11 protein-coding genes and 2 pseudogenes are annotated in these 15,974 nt (G+C 52.4%); 6 read left to right on the top strand and 7 right to left on the bottom strand.

Annotation, left to right across the window (positions count from 1 at the left end; all coding sequences use genetic code 11):
- Window positions 1-46 precede the first annotated feature (46 nt).
- Entirely contained in the window at window positions 47-844 is a 798-nt protein-coding gene (locus M891_RS0112150) for a response regulator transcription factor (RefSeq protein ID WP_016313226.1), read from the bottom strand.
- Window positions 841-2,598 carry a sensor histidine kinase gene (locus tag M891_RS0112155; protein WP_016313227.1) on the bottom strand — a complete coding sequence of 586 codons (1,758 nt, stop codon included), beginning with the start codon at window positions 2,596-2,598 and terminating at the stop codon, window positions 841-843. The genes M891_RS0112150 and M891_RS0112155 overlap by 4 nt, the downstream gene beginning before the upstream one ends.
- Window positions 2,599-2,799: 201 nt before the next feature.
- Between M891_RS0112155 and M891_RS0112160 the strand changes: the two genes are divergently transcribed.
- From M891_RS0112160 to M891_RS0112175, 4 genes and pseudogenes are all read left to right on the top strand, one after another.
- Window positions 2,800-3,522, top strand: a complete 723-nt coding sequence (locus M891_RS0112160) for an HAD family hydrolase (protein ID WP_028539035.1) — start codon at window positions 2,800-2,802, stop codon at window positions 3,520-3,522.
- A 151-nt stretch (window positions 3,523-3,673) separates the two neighbouring features.
- Entirely contained in the window at window positions 3,674-5,167 is a 1,494-nt protein-coding gene (locus M891_RS0112165) for a spore germination protein (protein ID WP_028539036.1), read from the top strand.
- Window positions 5,168-5,176: 9 nt separating this feature from the next.
- A pseudogene (locus tag M891_RS25810) lies at window positions 5,177-6,259 on the top strand (GerAB/ArcD/ProY family transporter).
- Window positions 6,252-7,355, top strand: a complete 1,104-nt coding sequence (locus M891_RS0112175) for a Ger(x)C family spore germination protein (RefSeq protein WP_028539037.1) — start codon at window positions 6,252-6,254, stop codon at window positions 7,353-7,355. The pseudogene M891_RS25810 and the gene M891_RS0112175 overlap by 8 nt, the downstream one beginning before the upstream one ends.
- An 18-nt stretch (window positions 7,356-7,373) precedes the next feature.
- Here the strand turns inward: M891_RS0112175 and M891_RS0112180 are convergent, their stop codons facing one another.
- Complete coding sequence (locus M891_RS0112180; RefSeq protein WP_016313232.1) at window positions 7,374-9,380, bottom strand: GTP-binding protein; 2,007 nt, start codon at window positions 9,378-9,380, stop codon at window positions 7,374-7,376.
- A gap of 1 nt (window position 9,381) precedes the next feature.
- Entirely contained in the window at window positions 9,382-10,560 is a 1,179-nt protein-coding gene (locus M891_RS0112185; protein WP_028539039.1) for an SGNH/GDSL hydrolase family protein, read from the bottom strand.
- 184 nt (window positions 10,561-10,744) lie between these two features.
- On the opposite strand from M891_RS0112185, the gene M891_RS0112190 reads away from it, so the two are divergent.
- Entirely contained in the window at window positions 10,745-12,556 is a 1,812-nt protein-coding gene (locus M891_RS0112190; RefSeq protein WP_028539040.1) for a stalk domain-containing protein, read from the top strand.
- Between the two features lie 81 nt (window positions 12,557-12,637).
- On the opposite strand, the gene M891_RS0112195 is transcribed toward M891_RS0112190, so the two are convergent.
- The 3 genes from M891_RS0112195 to M891_RS0112205 form a co-directional block, all read right to left on the bottom strand.
- Window positions 12,638-13,387 (bottom strand): amino acid ABC transporter ATP-binding protein, encoded by a 750-nt coding sequence (locus M891_RS0112195; RefSeq protein WP_028539041.1) that lies wholly within the window; start codon window positions 13,385-13,387, stop codon window positions 12,638-12,640.
- Window positions 13,388-13,399: 12 nt separating this feature from the next.
- Window positions 13,400-14,059: an amino acid ABC transporter permease gene (locus tag M891_RS0112200; RefSeq protein WP_016313236.1), complete on the bottom strand. Its 660-nt coding sequence runs from the start codon at window positions 14,057-14,059 to the stop codon at window positions 13,400-13,402.
- 87 nt (window positions 14,060-14,146) lie between these two features.
- The gene (locus M891_RS0112205) at window positions 14,147-14,932 is read right to left on the bottom strand and encodes an amino acid ABC transporter substrate-binding protein (RefSeq protein ID WP_028539042.1); all 786 of its coding nucleotides are present in this window, start codon (window positions 14,930-14,932) and stop codon (window positions 14,147-14,149) included.
- 938 nt (window positions 14,933-15,870) lie between these two features.
- On the opposite strand from M891_RS0112205, the pseudogene M891_RS26155 reads away from it, so the two are divergent.
- A pseudogene (locus tag M891_RS26155) lies at window positions 15,871-15,974 on the top strand (transposase); the annotation flags it as partial.

Raw genomic sequence — 15,974 nt, forward strand, 5'->3', positions numbered from 1 at the left:
TGAACCCCCATTTCGCCGCAAAGATCTGTGACAAAATGGTCAAGGCTTAAGCGTCATCTTCCGTCTCTTTCGTCTGGCTGCGGTATTTGCTGGGACTCATTCCTTCGTAATTTTTGAACACCTTGATAAAGTACTTGTCGCTTTGATAACCGACACGCTCCGCAATCTCCCCAACGGACATCGTTGTCCTTAGCAGCAGCTCCTTGGCACGGAGCACCCGCAATCGGGTGATATATTCGCTGAAGGTAAGCTCGGTCTGCTCTTTGAACAGCACGCTAAAGTAACTTGGATTCAGATGCAGATGATCGGCCACCTGACGCATCGTAATCGGCTCGTGCAAATGTTCGTCCAGGTAGTTCAATGCCTCCTGGACCTGAGGCGTATATTGCGTATCCGTATCCTTGGTCTCCAGCAACCGTGGATCCACCAGTTTCTCCATCGTTTCGATCCGATGCCGGTCGTCCTCTACCCGCAGCGCCTGCTCTACGGCTTGAACCAGCTTATGCTTGTCCACTGGCTTCAGCAAGTAATTAACGACGCCGAGCTGCATCGCTTTTTGCGCATATTCGAATTCCGCATAACCCGAAATGATGATCGCCACCGGCTTGAAATGCTTATGGCGTTGCTGCATCTCAATCAACTCCAGCCCGCTGATGCCAGGCATGCGGATGTCCGTGATGAGCAGGTGAGCGACATTGTGTTCAAGCCAAGCCAGCGCCGCCTGTCCGCTGTCCGCTGCCTCGATCCGGTATCGACCGGCAGACCAGGCTTCCAATGTTTTCGTAAAGCCCTGTCTTGTTCTCGGTTCATCTTCCACCACAAGTATGGTTTTTGTCTGCTTCATACCGTTCCCCCGTAATCACTAGGTATTTCAAAGCTCACGGACGTTCCTTCGCCCGGGCGGCTGGTTACTTGCAAACCGTGCTTCTTCCCTTGCTCATCATAATACAAACGCAACCGCCGGTGTACATTCACAATCCCGACGCCTGTCCCCTTCGAGGAGATGGAAGGCCCGCCTTCCATCGCTTGCATTAAGCCGCTTAACGTCTCCTCATCCATGCCGGGACCGTTGTCCTGCACAGTGATTTTTAAGTACCCTTCCTTGTTTGAGGGTTCAACACATACGCTTACTTTGCCCTGGCCGAGTTGCTTTTCAACCCCATGCCAAATCGCGTTCTCCACGAGCGGCTGAATCAGAAGCTTAGGAATTTTCACATGGCGGAATTCGCCGGCATCAATGGACCAGGTTAAGCGTTCTGCAAGCCGAATATCCATCAGCTGCAGATAACGTTCCACATGCTCCAGCTCGTCCTCAATCGTCACCCACTCGTCCTGGTTGGGACTGCTGATAATGTACCGGAACAAGCTGGACATGCCGACGACCAGGTTGGCCAACTCCTCCTCTCCCTTATCCTCCAGTGACCAATAGAAGGCCTCCAGCGTATTAAACAGGAAATGAGGATTGATCTGAGCCTGCAGCGCTTTTAATTCGGTTCGGCTCTGCAGAAGCTCCTTCTCATAAACGACGCGGATCAATTCGTTCATATTATCGACCATTTGGTTATAGGAATTGTTCAGCTCGTTAATTTCCATCGTGCTCGAGAACATCGGGTTCCGCTGAAGCACCCCGAATCTCGCCCCGCGCATCGCCTTGATGAGCCGGAAGATCGGGCGGGTAATCATCGTCGACAGCGACAGCGACATGATCAGGAACAGCAGCACCCCGATGGCTCCCGAAGCGAGGACAGCTGTGCGCAGCGCGGAAATCCCGCTGGTGACGTAGCTCATGGGTGTGAAGAAGACCAGCGTCCACCCGGTTGCTTTAGAGGCTTGCTTGACCTCGATAAACTTCTGTTCGCCGATGGTGATATTTTTCCCCTCGTTGCTCAGCAGTTCCTTCACATTTAATTCTTCCGCAGGGAAGCTGAAGTTGGTTGCCACAGGACGTTGATTCCCGTCGACCAGCAGAATATACTCCCCCACATCCTCGTCGATCTGATCATGAATTTGAAAATAAGTCCGATCGAGCCGCACCATCAAATATCCCCCGGATGAAAACCAGCGGTCGAGCAAGCTCACCCGGCGCAGTGCCAGCACGGTGGACGGATCGCGCGGATCGATCCCGATCCAGACAAGCGAACCTTTGCCCCAATTCGCTGCATTAATCCATTCCGAGTCGATCGTGTCAATCAACTGGGTTTCGTTCAGCGGGAACAAACGGCGGTAATCATTGGTATATAATTCCAGTGACTTGATGCCGGTCACATAAGCCTGATAGTCACTAAACAGCGGCAGCAGCGATTGGCGCGAACTAAAGGGCGTCTCCTTCCCTTGCACCTCAGCGAGCAGCAGCCTCTGAACGTAAGCATCGGTGGCGACCTGCGTGGTCAGCGTATTGATCTGGGCAATCAGTGCATCCAATCGACCATTAGCCTGCATCGCGGTTTGACTGATATGCTTCTCCGCATTGGTTTGCAGCAGCGCGGACATCCGATAATAAGTGAGTACGCTGGCGATGCCCAGGACAAAAATCATCAGCAGCATAAAACTGATGAAGATTTGATTTCTTAAGGTAAACCATCGTTTCGGCTTTTTCACGTCCGCTCCAAACCTTTCCACCCAAAGTATACAGTCCGATCCCATCATATCCGAAAAGGACCGGTCGAACTATGGATTTTTCGAAATTGTCACGTATAATGGGAAGGCGACGGCTCCCGCAGCCAGGACAATACATAAGCATTTTATAGGAAAAGGCCGCGGTTTTCTACTGCGGCTGGTAAAGAGAAGGGGATCATCACAATGAACGCAATGACTTCAAACCGCGCGATCTTTTTTGACGTAGATGATACGTTATACGACCACCTGCAGCCTTTTCGCGAGGCACTGGAAGAAATCCTGCACACCGGGCCGGACTTCCCCTATGAATCAGCGTACCACCGAATGCGTTATTACAGCGATTATCTCTCCGCCCAAGTCGGAGGGACGCCCACCCACGGACATGAGCTGGAATCAATGCGCACCGAACGTTTCGTACGTTCCCTAGGGGAGTTTGGGCTTTCGCTGACAACCGATCAAGCCGCAGCGGTACAGGCCGCTTACCTAAGCCGTCAATTTGACATTCGGCCGTTCTCCGGAGCGCTGGAGCTGATCGGCGAACTTAAGGCGCGTGGCGCTGTTGTCGGAATCATTACGAACGGGCCGCCGGACCATCAATGGCGAAAGATCCGGGCACTCGGGGTCGATCGGCTGATTCCTGCCGAACGGGTCTTCATCTCAGGGGCGGTAGGTTTAACGAAACCGGATGCCCGCTTGTTTAATCTGATTGCCGGGAAGCTGGAGATGGCACCGGATCAGTGCTGGTATATCGGAGATTCCTGGCGTAACGATGTCGTGGGAGCGGCCGGCGCCGGCTGGCACTCCATTTGGTTTAATCACCGCGGCATCCAGCCCGAATCAGATCCGTATCTCCCCCATACCCCGGTTATCAGTTATGCTGAATTATCCCGGCTGTTGCTGAAGTGAATCCATAGAATAACCATACATAGAATGCTGCGAACCATCGCAGTATTCTTTTTTTTTGCACTTGTTCTGCAACCCATCCCGTCAAAATCTGCATAGTTCGATCAATGCTACACACAATAGAAGAAAATACCTCAGTTGGAGGAATTGCGCCTTGAACTCCCGATTATTGAAAACCATCATGACGATGGTAAAGCATAAACCAGAGCAACAAACATCACATCTTACTGAGCCTCACCCCCCCGGTCCGCTCACTTTGGAGCGGGTGCTGGAGGAATTTAACGGGTGCTCCGATCTATCGCATCGGACGTATCCGGTCATTCAGGCCGACATTATCTACTTTGAGCATTTGGTCGACAACCACAAGTTTATCAACAATGTGATCATTCCGCTGGAAAATATTCAGCGGGAGGAACTGGGGGCTCTTTTGCAGCAATCCCAGTTCGTGCGCGAAGAAGAAACGAAGAACGTGATTCAAGGGATTTTGGAGGGCGAAGCCGCTCTATTTGTACCTCAGGGGGTTTATTTAATTTCGGCTTACGGTCCCGACGTCCGATCCATCGAGCAATCTGAAACGGAATCTGTCATCGTCGGCCCGCATGATGCCTTTAATGAATCGCTGGGTACCAATCTGTCCATTATCCGCCGCAGGCTGAAGAGCAATCGTCTGAAAGTTGTACAATTTGAAGTCGGCGAAGTGTTCAAAACGAAGGTATGTATGCTTTATATCGACGGATTTGCCAATATGGACTTCGTCAATCGGATGTCGGAGCGGATTCAGGGCATCGAGTACAGCGGTGTTTTGGATGGCAGTATGTTTTTACAGCTGATCGAAGACTACCCTGCCACCATTTTCCCTCTTTATCTGAGCTCGGAGCGGCCTGACGTTGCCGTATCCAAGTTGAACGAAGGTCGGGTGCTTGTGCTCTTGGACCAGAGCCCGTCGGTCATCATTGGGCCTACAACCGTATTTGAATTTTTTACCTCCCCTGACGACTATTACAGCCGCTGGGCTGTGGGGACGTTTCTTCGACTGTTGCGCTATGTCGCCTTTATTCTTACGCTCACCTTAACTTCGATGTATGTATCAATCACAACGTACCATTACGAGATGATTCCGCAAAATTTGCTCGCTTCGATGTCTGAATCGCGCAGCCGCGTCCCCTTCCCTCCCGTCCTGGAGGCGCTGATGATGGAAACAACCTTGGAGTTGCTGCGAGAAGCTGGGGTTCGTCTGCCTACCAAAATCGGGCAAACGATCGGTATCGTTGGCGGTATCGTGATCGGTACTGCAGCGGTGGAAGCCGGGTTTACCAGTAACATTCTGATCATTGCCGTTGCAATGTCCGCCATCGCTTCCTTCGTCATTCCCAGCTACACGATGAGCGGTTCGATTCGACTGATTCGATTCTTGCTGATCATCTTATCCGGGATGCTCGGGAACTTCGGATTTATGTTCGGCCTCGGGCTGGTGATTATCCATCTGTCCAAGCTGACCAGCTTAGGTGCGCCGTACACCCTTCCGCTCGCGCCGATTAAACCGGGCGATTGGAAGGATACCTTTATCCGGGGCCCCTTCTGGATGTTGTCCAAACGCCCAACGCAATCCCGTACTCCCAACAAAACGTCCAACAAAATGAAGAAATAGGTGACTCCAGTGGAACGGGAAAAACTCAATCGCTTCCATATCGCCCTGATGGTGTTCAATACCCAAAGCGGTGCCGTCCTGTTCACTCTGCCGCGCCTCACGGCCCACGATTTCGGGACCAACGGCTGGCTGATGATCCTTCCTATGTTCGTGCTGGTGACGCTGAACATTATGCTGATCTCTGCGGTGTACCGAATGGGCCGAGGCCAATCAATATTTGACATTCTCAGCGCTTCACTGCCGCGATTCCTGCTAATCCCTCTATATGTTCTGTTATGGGGGTTATTCAGCATGATCGGTTGCCTTGTCATCAAGCAATACGCTTTGATATATCAGATGCTGATCTTTCCGGCGACCTCTGACCTCATTCTCAAAACCTTCGTGGACGTGCTGGTGGTTCTCTACATTACTAAAGGGATCTATACCATGTCTAAAGCGAATGTCATCTTCTCGCTGCTCCTGCTGTTGCAAATTCCGCTGATCGTACTCTTCGTCCATGAGTTTGATCTCTCCCGCTTTACTCCTTTTTGGCTTAAGGAAGGAGCGGATATGTACGAGGGGCTGAACAACCTGTAAAGCGCGTTTTTGGGATACGAGTTGTGCCTGTTTCTTTTTCCCTATGCGGAAAAAAACAAAAAATGGTTGAAATATATCCATCTAGGAAACGGAATTACCATGTTCGTGTCTCTGCTCGTTTCGATTATGGCTTACGGCTTCTTCGGTCATCACGCTCTGGTCCATTCGTCGTTTCCGATCCTCGATATGTATGCTTATTTACGGTTTCCGTTCATTGAACGCATCCAGAACTTTCTCTTCAGCCTGTTCTTGTTCTCAATCGTGCAGACGGCAGGCATGTACTATTGGGCCGGTCAGGAGGCGTTGGCGCAGGTCTTTCCCCAAATCCCCTGGAAGGTGATCGTCTTCGTTTCCATGGTTGCAACCATCCTTGTAGGGATGATCCCCAAAACCTTAATCGTCGTAGAGTCTTGGTCCAGCTATTTCACCTTTGTACAGATAGGTGTTGCCTTCGGGCTCCCGTTGCTGCTGATTGTGCTTCTACTCATGCAAAGGAGGTTGAAGAAGCATGCTTAGACGATTTCTGCTCGCTGCCGTTCTCATCCTTGTACTCACCGGCTGCAGCCGGGACCAGCGGATTCTGGAACGAGTTGGTTATATTGAAACGGCCGCTTTTGATGCGGCTCCCGAGAATAAGATTAAGGCTACGGTCAGCATTCCGCTGGTTTCGCAATACGCCCGGGATGGCAAAACGACCGACGAATTGCTGTCAACGATCGCTTCAAGTCCAAAGCAAGCGAGGGAGGCCTTGTCGTTGCGGACCAGCCGAATCATTGCCAGCGGACATATTCGCACCTATTTGATCGGTGAGGAGTTAGCCCGCCGCGGCTTCTGGCCGTATTTAGATACGTTTCTGCGCGATCCCAACATTTCCCTCCGAACTGCGATGGTTATCGTCGAAGGGAATGCCGGTGAGATCATCAGCCAAGAATATCCGCGGCATACCAAGACGGCGAACTATATCAACAAGCTGTTGCAAAAAGAATACTCAAATCAATCGCTCCCCCGAACCTCGTTGTACGAATTTACCCGCGACTACTTCGATGACGGGGAGGATCCAATTGCCGCCTTAGTCCTGGAGAAGGAGAAGGATATTACCATCAGCGGCATCGCCTTGATGCGGGATGATCGAATGATTGCGAAGCTGCCGTGGGAAGACGTTTACCTGTTCATGCTGTTGTATTCGAACCTGCAAGAGGGCGAGTTTACCCTGACGACGGAGCATCCCGACTTGAAGGCGATTTCCGTCAAGGCGGTAAAAAGCAAACGCCGGATCGTGATTACGAAGAACACGTCCGGCGATTATGAAGCGAATATTTATTTGAAGATCTATGGAAGTGTGGATGAGTACATTGGCAATGCAAAACTAAGCACCTCTGAACGGGCAAAGGTTGAAAAGCTGGTCAGCGAACATATCGTTTCGGAAGCGCTGCGGGTGATCAAGACCATGCAACGCCACCGCACCGACGGGATTGGGCTCGGGAAATATGTGCGCAACAGCATGAGTTATGATGAGTGGAAAAAGACCGATTGGCATGAGATGTTCAGCCAGCTTCCGGTCAAGGTCCATTGTTCCTTCTACATTAAGCAATTCGGTTCCTATTTCGACTAAGATGAACCTGTTGATGAACTACCCTTGCAGTGCTTTGCGCACACTGAGAATATATTTCGCCTGATCTAACGGATTAACCCCTCGCCGAACCCGCTCGGCGTGCACATCCGGCGGGCACGGTTCATAGCCGGCAAAGGAGGAAGCAAAGGTACTGCGTCCCTTGGTGTACGAGCTAAGTTCAATGGGATAATCCAGCGAAGTCGAGAGCGGTACATGCCCTTCAATCAGCACTCGTTCTCCTTGCAGCTGAGGCGGCTCGAACCGGCCGCGCATCTGCACGAGGTCATTCATTACCCGACCGGCATTCTCTTCGGGGACAACGATGCGGACATGCAATATTGGCTCCAGCAACTGGGTCCCGGTATTCGCCAGCCCATTCATAATTCCCATCGGCGTGGCGACAGCAAAATCCAGCGGATGGGTATGCCATACGTGATGCTGGCCATAGACCAACGTCACCTTCAGATCAGTAACCTCCCAGCCATACAGCCCTTGCTGCAACGCCTCAGGAACACGGCGCGCCACCTCGTTCTGATATTGCGGCAGCAGATCCTCGTCCCGCACCCGGGCTTCGTAGACCAAGCCGCTTCCCCGAGGTCCGGGCTCGATCTGGAATCGCAGGATCGCCCAGCACGGCTTCGGCATCGTATAAGCGATGAACCCTTCCCCGGCTTGCTTCGGTGTTTCTTTATAAATGACCGATGGCTTCCCAAAGGTCACCTTCAAGCCGTAACGGGATTCCATGACGCTGCTTAACACTTCCAGCTGGATCGGCCCCATCACCTTTACGTGCAGCTCTCGTTCTTCCTGCAGCCATTGCACGTCCAGCAGCGGATCTTCGTCGGACAGCTCCTGCAGCGCTTCCGCTACGGCGCGGTATTCTGCTTCGTTGGCTGGATGAGCCTGTACCGTAAGCAGCGGAACGGCCAGCTTCGCTTCAGCCGGCACTGCATCCGGCCGCCCCAGTACATCGCCGATCCGGACGTGGGATAAGCCGCAGACGGCCGCGATATCGCCTGCCCGCAGCAGACCGATATCTTCCGAACGTGTTCCGTCGATTTTGCGGATCTGTGTCACCTTCTCGCTGAGGTTCTGCGTATAGTTGTACACGGTATCGCGATTGCGGAGGCTGCCCTCATAAAGGCGAACATAAGCCATCCGGCCCATCGTCTTGTCGCGTTCGATCTTGAACACGACGCCGGAGGGCGGGGCCTCCGGATCCCCTTCCGCCGGAGGGAAGTAGCGCACCATGGCATCCAGCAGCTCAGCGATACCCATTCCCTTCGTCGCCGCCCCGTACAGCAGCGGATAGATTCGGGCAGATCTCGCTTGCTCCTCCGCACAGCGTTCCCAGCGTTCCTCCGCGACATCCTCCCCGCTAAGGTAGGCCTCGAGCAACGCCTCGTCTCGCTCGGCCAACGCTTCGATCAAGCCGCTCCGCGCCGCCGTGAACGCCTCAAGACTTCCCGCATCAGCCGCCGCCGCTTCACCTCCCGCGCTCCACAAATCCGCCGCTCCTTGATAATCCTGCCACATCCCCAGCGGATGCTGGACTGGAACGATGTCCGGGGACAGATATTTGCGTGCTTGCGCCAGCACCGCATCAGGGTCCGCGCCAACCCGGTCCATTTTGTTGACGAATAGAATCGTTGGAATTCGCAGCTTAAGGAGCGCGTTCCAGATCATTTCCGTTTGGGCCTGAACGCCTTCTACGGCGGAGATCACCAGCACCGCGCAATCCATCACGCGCAGCGAACGCTCCACTTCGGACAGGAAATCGACGTGGCCCGGCGTATCAATCAAGTTCACCTGCGTACCTTTCCAAGTAAAATTCGTCATCGCCGCACGAACGGAAATCCCGCGCTGGCGTTCAACTTCCAGCGAGTCCGTCAGCGCGGTGCCGTCATCCACACGGCCCGGCGTCCGAATCCGCCCGCTGGTATACAAAATATGTTCCGTCGTCGTTGTCTTGCCCGCATCGACATGGGCAAAGATCCCTACATTCAGAAGAGGGGTGCTCATCATCTCAGCGCTCCCGTTCATCATCACTGAAGTACCACGCCAAGAATGCGTCGGCCACGACCTTGCCTGCCGCTCCATTCGGATGGGGATCGTACTCCGAGCTCATGAATTCCGGACGCAGCCGGTGATCCTGCGGCGCGGGCTGGGACAGATGAACGGCCATGTCAAAGACGCGGTCAACGCCCGGAAGCGAGGCGGAGCGGATATGATCATTGACCCGCCGCCAGACCTGTTCCCGCTCTTCGCTGAAATTAAATGGCGGAACGGTGAACAGGATTATTTCCGTAGTCGGATCGTTTTGGCGAAGTAAGGAAACGATGGTCGTCAGGTCGGCCAGCAGCTCCTCTGAAGTACGGGCGCCGATATCGATATCGTTAACCCCAAGCGCCAGGATGATTTGGGTGTTCGTCCCTGGAGCCTGCCCCAGCTTCACCTTGTTCAGCCAGGCCCGATCGGCGGCAGCATCGTAGGCTCGTGCCCAGCCGGAGCCAAGGTTCCATACAGCATAATCATTGCCTAAGCCATCGGCAATTCGCGCCGCCCAATACTCGTAACCGTCCCGGCGAGTCCTTACGCCTTGCGTAATCGAATCACCAAGGAAGATGAGGCGTTGCTGCACCGGCTTTGCGCTGGCAATCAATGCGGGCATGACCAGCAGATTCTCCGACTGCACAAAGCCATCGGCAGCAGCTTGATCCGCACATGCTCCCGGCGCATCAAACGCCATTACTAACATCTGCTCGGTATTGTAGGGAACCGTTTTGCCTCCCGACTCCGTTGAAATCGTCCAAGTAAACGCCAGCAGATGGCCTTCCGGCAGGTCGATCTTGACCGGATCGCTCCAAAACAACTCCCCGGGGGCGACCGCTTTGACTTCGTTGCCGCCGTCAAACGTAACGCGTACCTGTGAACCGGGCACGACCGAACCCTGCGGTTCCAAGCCGCCGTCCCCGACGTAGGCAGCTTCGATTCGCCACTGTCCGCCATATTCCCCGCCGCGGGCAACCGAACCGGTATCCCATGTGGAATCGATGGCATTGCTATGCCAGAATCGGAGTTCTTGTGCTCCGTTTTCTCTTAATTTAATATAGGTCCGGTAGGTATGAGTGAACTTGTCCGGACGCTCCATGATATAATTACATGCCGTCGAAACGACGGTGGCCGATGCATATTGATCTATCATTTCGTAGGTTCCTCCATCCTGCTGGTGTAAACGGCTTCTTTTTGATTCTACAACAGGGTTGTCAAAAATGCTCGCGTTACCTCCTAATTGCGCCAGCTTTTGACATAGCAACTTTTACAAGAGTTGAAGCGTCTAGTCATTAGATGACATCTTGTGTCTGGTTTATTGAAGGGAGAGTTTCGTATTGAAGAAGATAATCATGTTGCTGCTATTAACAGCATGTCTAGGGCTGGGAACAGCCGGAGTTCATGCCGCTGAGAAAGCTAGCAGCCCAGTCCAAGGAAGCAGCAGCAGTTCGCTGAAAGAGGCGTTCAACAAGCTGGCGATCATTCCTTACGACTATCAAAGCAAAGCGTTTTTGCAAGGACAGAAGACAGATATTAGCGGAGATTATGAAGTCGTCCAGCGTAACGGGCGCGTCCTCGTGCCTATTCGTCTGATGGGATACTTGGCCGAGCATACCACCGGGGCCAACCAAGGGTATTGGGAAGTCGTCTGGAACGCGAAGACACCGGACGATGTGGTCCTCCGGAACGTAACACTCAAGCGAACGGTCAAATTCAAAGTGAACAGCAAGACCATGCTTGTTAACGATGAATCGGTGAAGCTCGACGTGCCGCCGCAAAAAATCGGCGGGCGGGTTATGTTGCCTCTGAGGGATGCCGCGACTGCACTTGGCAAGCAGATCGCTTGGCTGGACGGGTTGATTCTGATCGGCGATACGCCGATTAACCTGAAGCACCCGGATACGCTAGCAGTCAAAGACTCGATTAAAACACAGCTGACCGATCGGCGGAAACGGGTGGACTACGAGAAGATAGCGACCCCGTTGACGCAGTATGGAACCGACGTCTATTACATGAAGACCGTATACCTGAACAACGGCGCTTCCGTAGAGGAGCAGCTTTTCCGGAAATCGGGAAGCAACCAAGCGACGCGAGTTCAGGTGCCCGGCACACCGGTGTTCCATTCAGGAAAAGTGATCGGGGATCTTCTCTACTACGTGTCCACGGTGAAGAATCAAGCTTACCTGTACGCCTATGACCTGAAAAAGCAACAGGCTGAAAAAGTCGCCTCGCTCGGCGATTGGCGGTCGGAGGACGGCTGGCTGACGGATGTACGGAAGTCCAATAACGAATTATTCGTTAACCTGCATGTCGGCGATTTAACGATGGGCGGGGACATGTTGTACCGGGTGAAGAACGGAGCATTGCAGGAGGTCTTGTCGGCGAAAAGTTTGGCCGGTCTTGTCTCAGACCGAGAAACCTTGTACTATACCGATTTCCGGTTTATGACGGAAGTGGCGAACAACTTGAGCCGGTTTAACATGACCACCGGAGAGAAGGAATTGCTCGGAGAGCCCGGATATGCCTACGGCGTGGCCCGTTCGGTGGAAGAAAACGGCGGGGTCGGGTACAGAACCGATTCCTCGTTGGTGCTGAAAAACGGAGCCCTATATACGATCGGCTTTAATGACAGCGATCCGAAGGATCCGAACTCCGTGTACCAGATCGATACAACCGGCCGGGCGCATGTGAAGCTGGCCGCGGGCGCAAGCCAATTCTGGGTGATTGGCGAGCAACTGTATTATCTGGAAGACAGCTCGGGTCACTTGATGCGCACCGGGTTAAATGGCGGAAAGCCCGCTGCAACCTTGTCGTCACGGAACATTTCCCAGATCCGGATGTATGAGAACGTATTTTATTATACGTCCGCCAGCGGCACGGACATGGAGTTATTCCGGTTTGACCCAGCAACAGGTCAAGAGAAGAAGCTGGCTGCCCTGGCGCCCGGTGCGACGGCTGATACGACCTTTGAGGTCAATAAGTCCGGTGTCTACTACGTATCCCACGGTTACGAGCCCGGCATCTACCATATCGCTGCCGACGGGAAACAACGTCGCTTGTCCAAGGATGCCGTGGACCAGTACGTTCTAACCGACTCGGGCATGATTTATACGTTGATTTACAAAGAAGGAGTTTACTCGGTGAAATAAAATAGGGTGGTAAAAAAACGGCGGCAGCCTCAAACTTCGTAGTTGAAGTTCCGAGGCTGCCGCCGTTTTTGAAATTAGTTATCACAGCACCCGCTGCAAAAAGGACCGCGTACGCTCATGCTGCGGCGCACCAAACAGCTGCTCCGGCGGGCCGGATTCGATAATCTCCCCGTCCGCCATAAACATCACGCGGTCGGCTACCTCCCGCGCAAAGCCCATCTCATGCGTGACGACAATCATCGTCATCCGCTCTTCGGCGAGCTGCTTCATCACCTGCAGCACCTCGCCCGTCAACTCAGGATCCAGCGCAGAGGTCGGCTCGTCGAACAGCAGGATCTCCGGGTTCATCATCAGGGCCCGGGCGATGGCAACCCGTTGCTTTTGCCCCCCGGACAAGTTAGACGGATAGACCTCCGCTTTATCGGAGAGCCCCACTTTCTCCAGCAACTCCGTCGCTTTAGCGCGGATATCGGCAGACGGCTGCCTTTTTACCAGCTTAGGAGCGAGCTCCAGGTTCCCGCGCACCGTAAGGTGCGGGAACAGATTAAAATGCTGGAACACCATGCCCATGCGGGTAGTAATTTCCTTGAGCTTGGCGCTGCCGGCATACCGCCCACTATCAACCAGCGGCTCCCCGCCAATCCGGATCGTCCCCCCATCAATTTCCTCAAGATGGGCCAAGGCGCGCAGCATCGTGCTCTTGCCCGATCCGGACGGCCCAATCACCGCCAGCACTTCGCTCGCAGCGACATTAAAGGAGATGTTTTTTAGCACCTCCAGATGGCCAAACGATTTACGTAAATGCTCGACTTGAACGATTGCTTGATCCATGATTCCAGCCCTTTACTCAAATTTAAACTTCCGTTCCAACGCCTTAAACAGCACGGTCAACACCAATGTCATCAACAGATATAACACGCCTGCAAGTACAAAAGGTACGATCGTAAAATCCCGGTTGACAGCCGTTTGCGCGAAATGCAGCAGCTCGGGAACAGCCACTGCATAAAGCAGCGCTGTATCCTTGATCAGCGTAATCGACTCATTGGAGACAGCGGGCAGCGCGATGCGCAGCATCTGCGGCAACACGATTCGCGTTGTCGTCTGCCAGCGGCTAAGCCCCAGCACCTTTGCGGCTTCATATTGACCTTTATCAATTGCCAGCAAGCCGCCGCGGAAGATTTCAGCGAAGTACGCCGCATAATTCAGCGTAAAAGCAACGCAAGCGGCGACAAACCGATCCATGACGAGGTACTCGCCGATACCCGGGATAACCGGCAGCCCAAAGCAAACGAACAGCATTTGCAGCAGCAACGGCGTACCGCGCATGACGTAAATATAAGCTCCGGCAAACCAAGCGACCGGTTTGATTCGGCTGCGAACCATAAAGGTGAAGGCGAAGCCCAGCGGAATCGAGGTCACAATGGCCAGCAGAAACAGCCAAATCGTCGTTTTCGTTCCTTCCAGCATCGGCCCTAGGATACTTAACAAATACTCCAGACTCATGATCGCTCTCCTCGGAACATCTTGAATTTTAACTTAACCAGCAAAAAACCGGATTCCGAAGCAATCCGGTTTTTACGCGTTTCGTTTCTACTTCAGTACTTTGTCTTCGCCAAACCATTTCTTCGAAATTTCTGAAGCGGTACCGTCCTGGTTCAGCTCGTCGAGCGCTTTCTGCAGCTTGTTCAGCAGCTCCTCGTTGCCTTTCTTCACGCCGATACCGTATTCTTCAGGCGCCAGCGACTCATCCAGCAGCTTAAACGCACCTTCTTCTTTCGCCATATAGTATCTCGCCACAACTTCGTCGATTACGACCGCATCAAGCCGTTTCGTTTTGAGATCCGTAAGAGCAAGTACGTTGTCCGGGAACTCCGAGATCGTTTTGATCTCGCTCTTGATCGGAGCTGCATCCAGCGCATCCGCTGCGGAAGACAACGCCTGCAGACCCACTGTCTTGCCAGCTAGATCACTCAACTGAGTAATTTCCGAATCGGCCAGCGTTACGACCACTTGGCTATTTTTCAAATAAGGCTTCGTAAAGAGGACCTTGCCCTTGCGCTCCTCCGTAATCGTATATCCGTTCCAGATCAGATCGATCCGTCCGCTGTTTAACTCAGATTCCTTAGCCGACCAGTCGATCGGCTGGAACGTGGCTTCCATTCCCATTTTCTCCGCCGCCGCTTTAGCGTAATCAATATCGAAGCCCACAATCTCGTTATTTTCATCGCGGAATCCCATTGGTGCAAACTTATCATCGATCCCAATCACCAGTTGATTATCCTCTTTCCCGGCTCCCGACCCTGAACACCCGGCCAGCATCGTCAACACCAGAGCCATCACGAGGCTCATCAAAACCATTTTTCTATTAACTTTCATCTATCTCTCTCCCCCTGAGTAATACTATTAGCTCAACTCAAAACACCGCTTTAGTTCGCTAATACGTTATCAGACTATCATAATACCATACTACCAGAAAAGAGTCGATAGAATCCCAGCCGTTTGTCAGAAACTCCCGAAGTAATGTGACAGGTCTTCGAACAATTTTCACGACCGCTTGACTGACTTGACTACACGAATACTTGAACGATGAACCCATCCTGCTCGAACCCATGACTGATGAATTGAACGTATGACTAATTGGACGTATGACTGATAGAACCCATGTCTGATTGAACCCTTGACTACCTAACCGCTTGCCCTTTTACACCATTATCCCTTTCATTCAGTACTTTCATTCAGCATGTAGAGATCGAGAAAGAGAGGCGCCCTTCGCGTCTTATTTCTCAATTTAATTTCACCCTATTGGTCCTATGGCGCTTATTTCGCTTCTTTCTCTACTTTCTCTTTTTCCGCTATTTCGTTATTTTCGTTATTTTCATTTCTTTCACTTTTTTCACTTCTTTTACTTCTTTCGCTTTTTGCGCTTATTTTGTTTATTTCATTTATTTTGCATATTTTGTTTATTTCTTCTATTATGCCTTATTAACTTTTTTCGCCTTATTGCGGCTCTTCGCGCCTTAGTACGCCCTGCGGTGCCTATTTGCATCATTATCCCTTTTGATCAGAATTGAGAGATTAGGGAGAGGGGCTTCTCCCCCCAGTCCCACCTTTTGCACGATTATCCCTTTGATTCAGAATTGGCGAATCGATCGGGGGGATTAAACTAAGGCTGCACAGTAATCTGAACATCCACATTTTTGTGAAGATTTGAGATTTTTTAGTTGATACAAGAACGTATGTTTGCTATAATGAGAAAAAAGGGAACGCACGTGCGTATTCAGTGACTAGAGGAACTTCAATTGGAGGGATCGGACATGGAATTAGGTACGAGCATGGGGCTTAAATCTATCAGTAGCCGTTTTCAAAGCGAGGCCGACTGTATCGAGGCGATTATCGCGATGAAGTGGCCAAATGGCTT

The organism is Paenibacillus sp. J14 (assembly GCF_000518465.1).
Taxonomy (GTDB): Bacteria; Bacillota; Bacilli; order Paenibacillales; family Paenibacillaceae; genus Fontibacillus; species Fontibacillus barengoltzii.

Coding starts and splice junctions, on each gene's coding strand:
- M891_RS0112160 (WP_028539035.1), top strand. CDS start 2,800: ATGAACGCAATGACTTCAAACCGCGCGATCTTTTTTGACGTAGATGAT.
- M891_RS0112200 (WP_016313236.1), bottom strand. CDS start 14,059: ATGAGTCTGGAGTATTTGTTAAGTATCCTAGGGCCGATGCTGGAAGGA.
- M891_RS0112185 (WP_028539039.1), bottom strand. CDS start 10,560: ATGATAGATCAATATGCATCGGCCACCGTCGTTTCGACGGCATGTAAT.
- M891_RS0112195 (WP_028539041.1), bottom strand. CDS start 13,387: ATGGATCAAGCAATCGTTCAAGTCGAGCATTTACGTAAATCGTTTGGC.
- M891_RS0112180 (WP_016313232.1), bottom strand. CDS start 9,380: ATGATGAGCACCCCTCTTCTGAATGTAGGGATCTTTGCCCATGTCGAT.
- M891_RS0112150 (WP_016313226.1), bottom strand. CDS start 844: ATGAAGCAGACAAAAACCATACTTGTGGTGGAAGATGAACCGAGAACA.
- M891_RS0112175 (WP_028539037.1), top strand. CDS start 6,252: ATGCTTAGACGATTTCTGCTCGCTGCCGTTCTCATCCTTGTACTCACC.
- M891_RS0112205 (WP_028539042.1), bottom strand. CDS start 14,932: ATGAAAGTTAATAGAAAAATGGTTTTGATGAGCCTCGTGATGGCTCTG.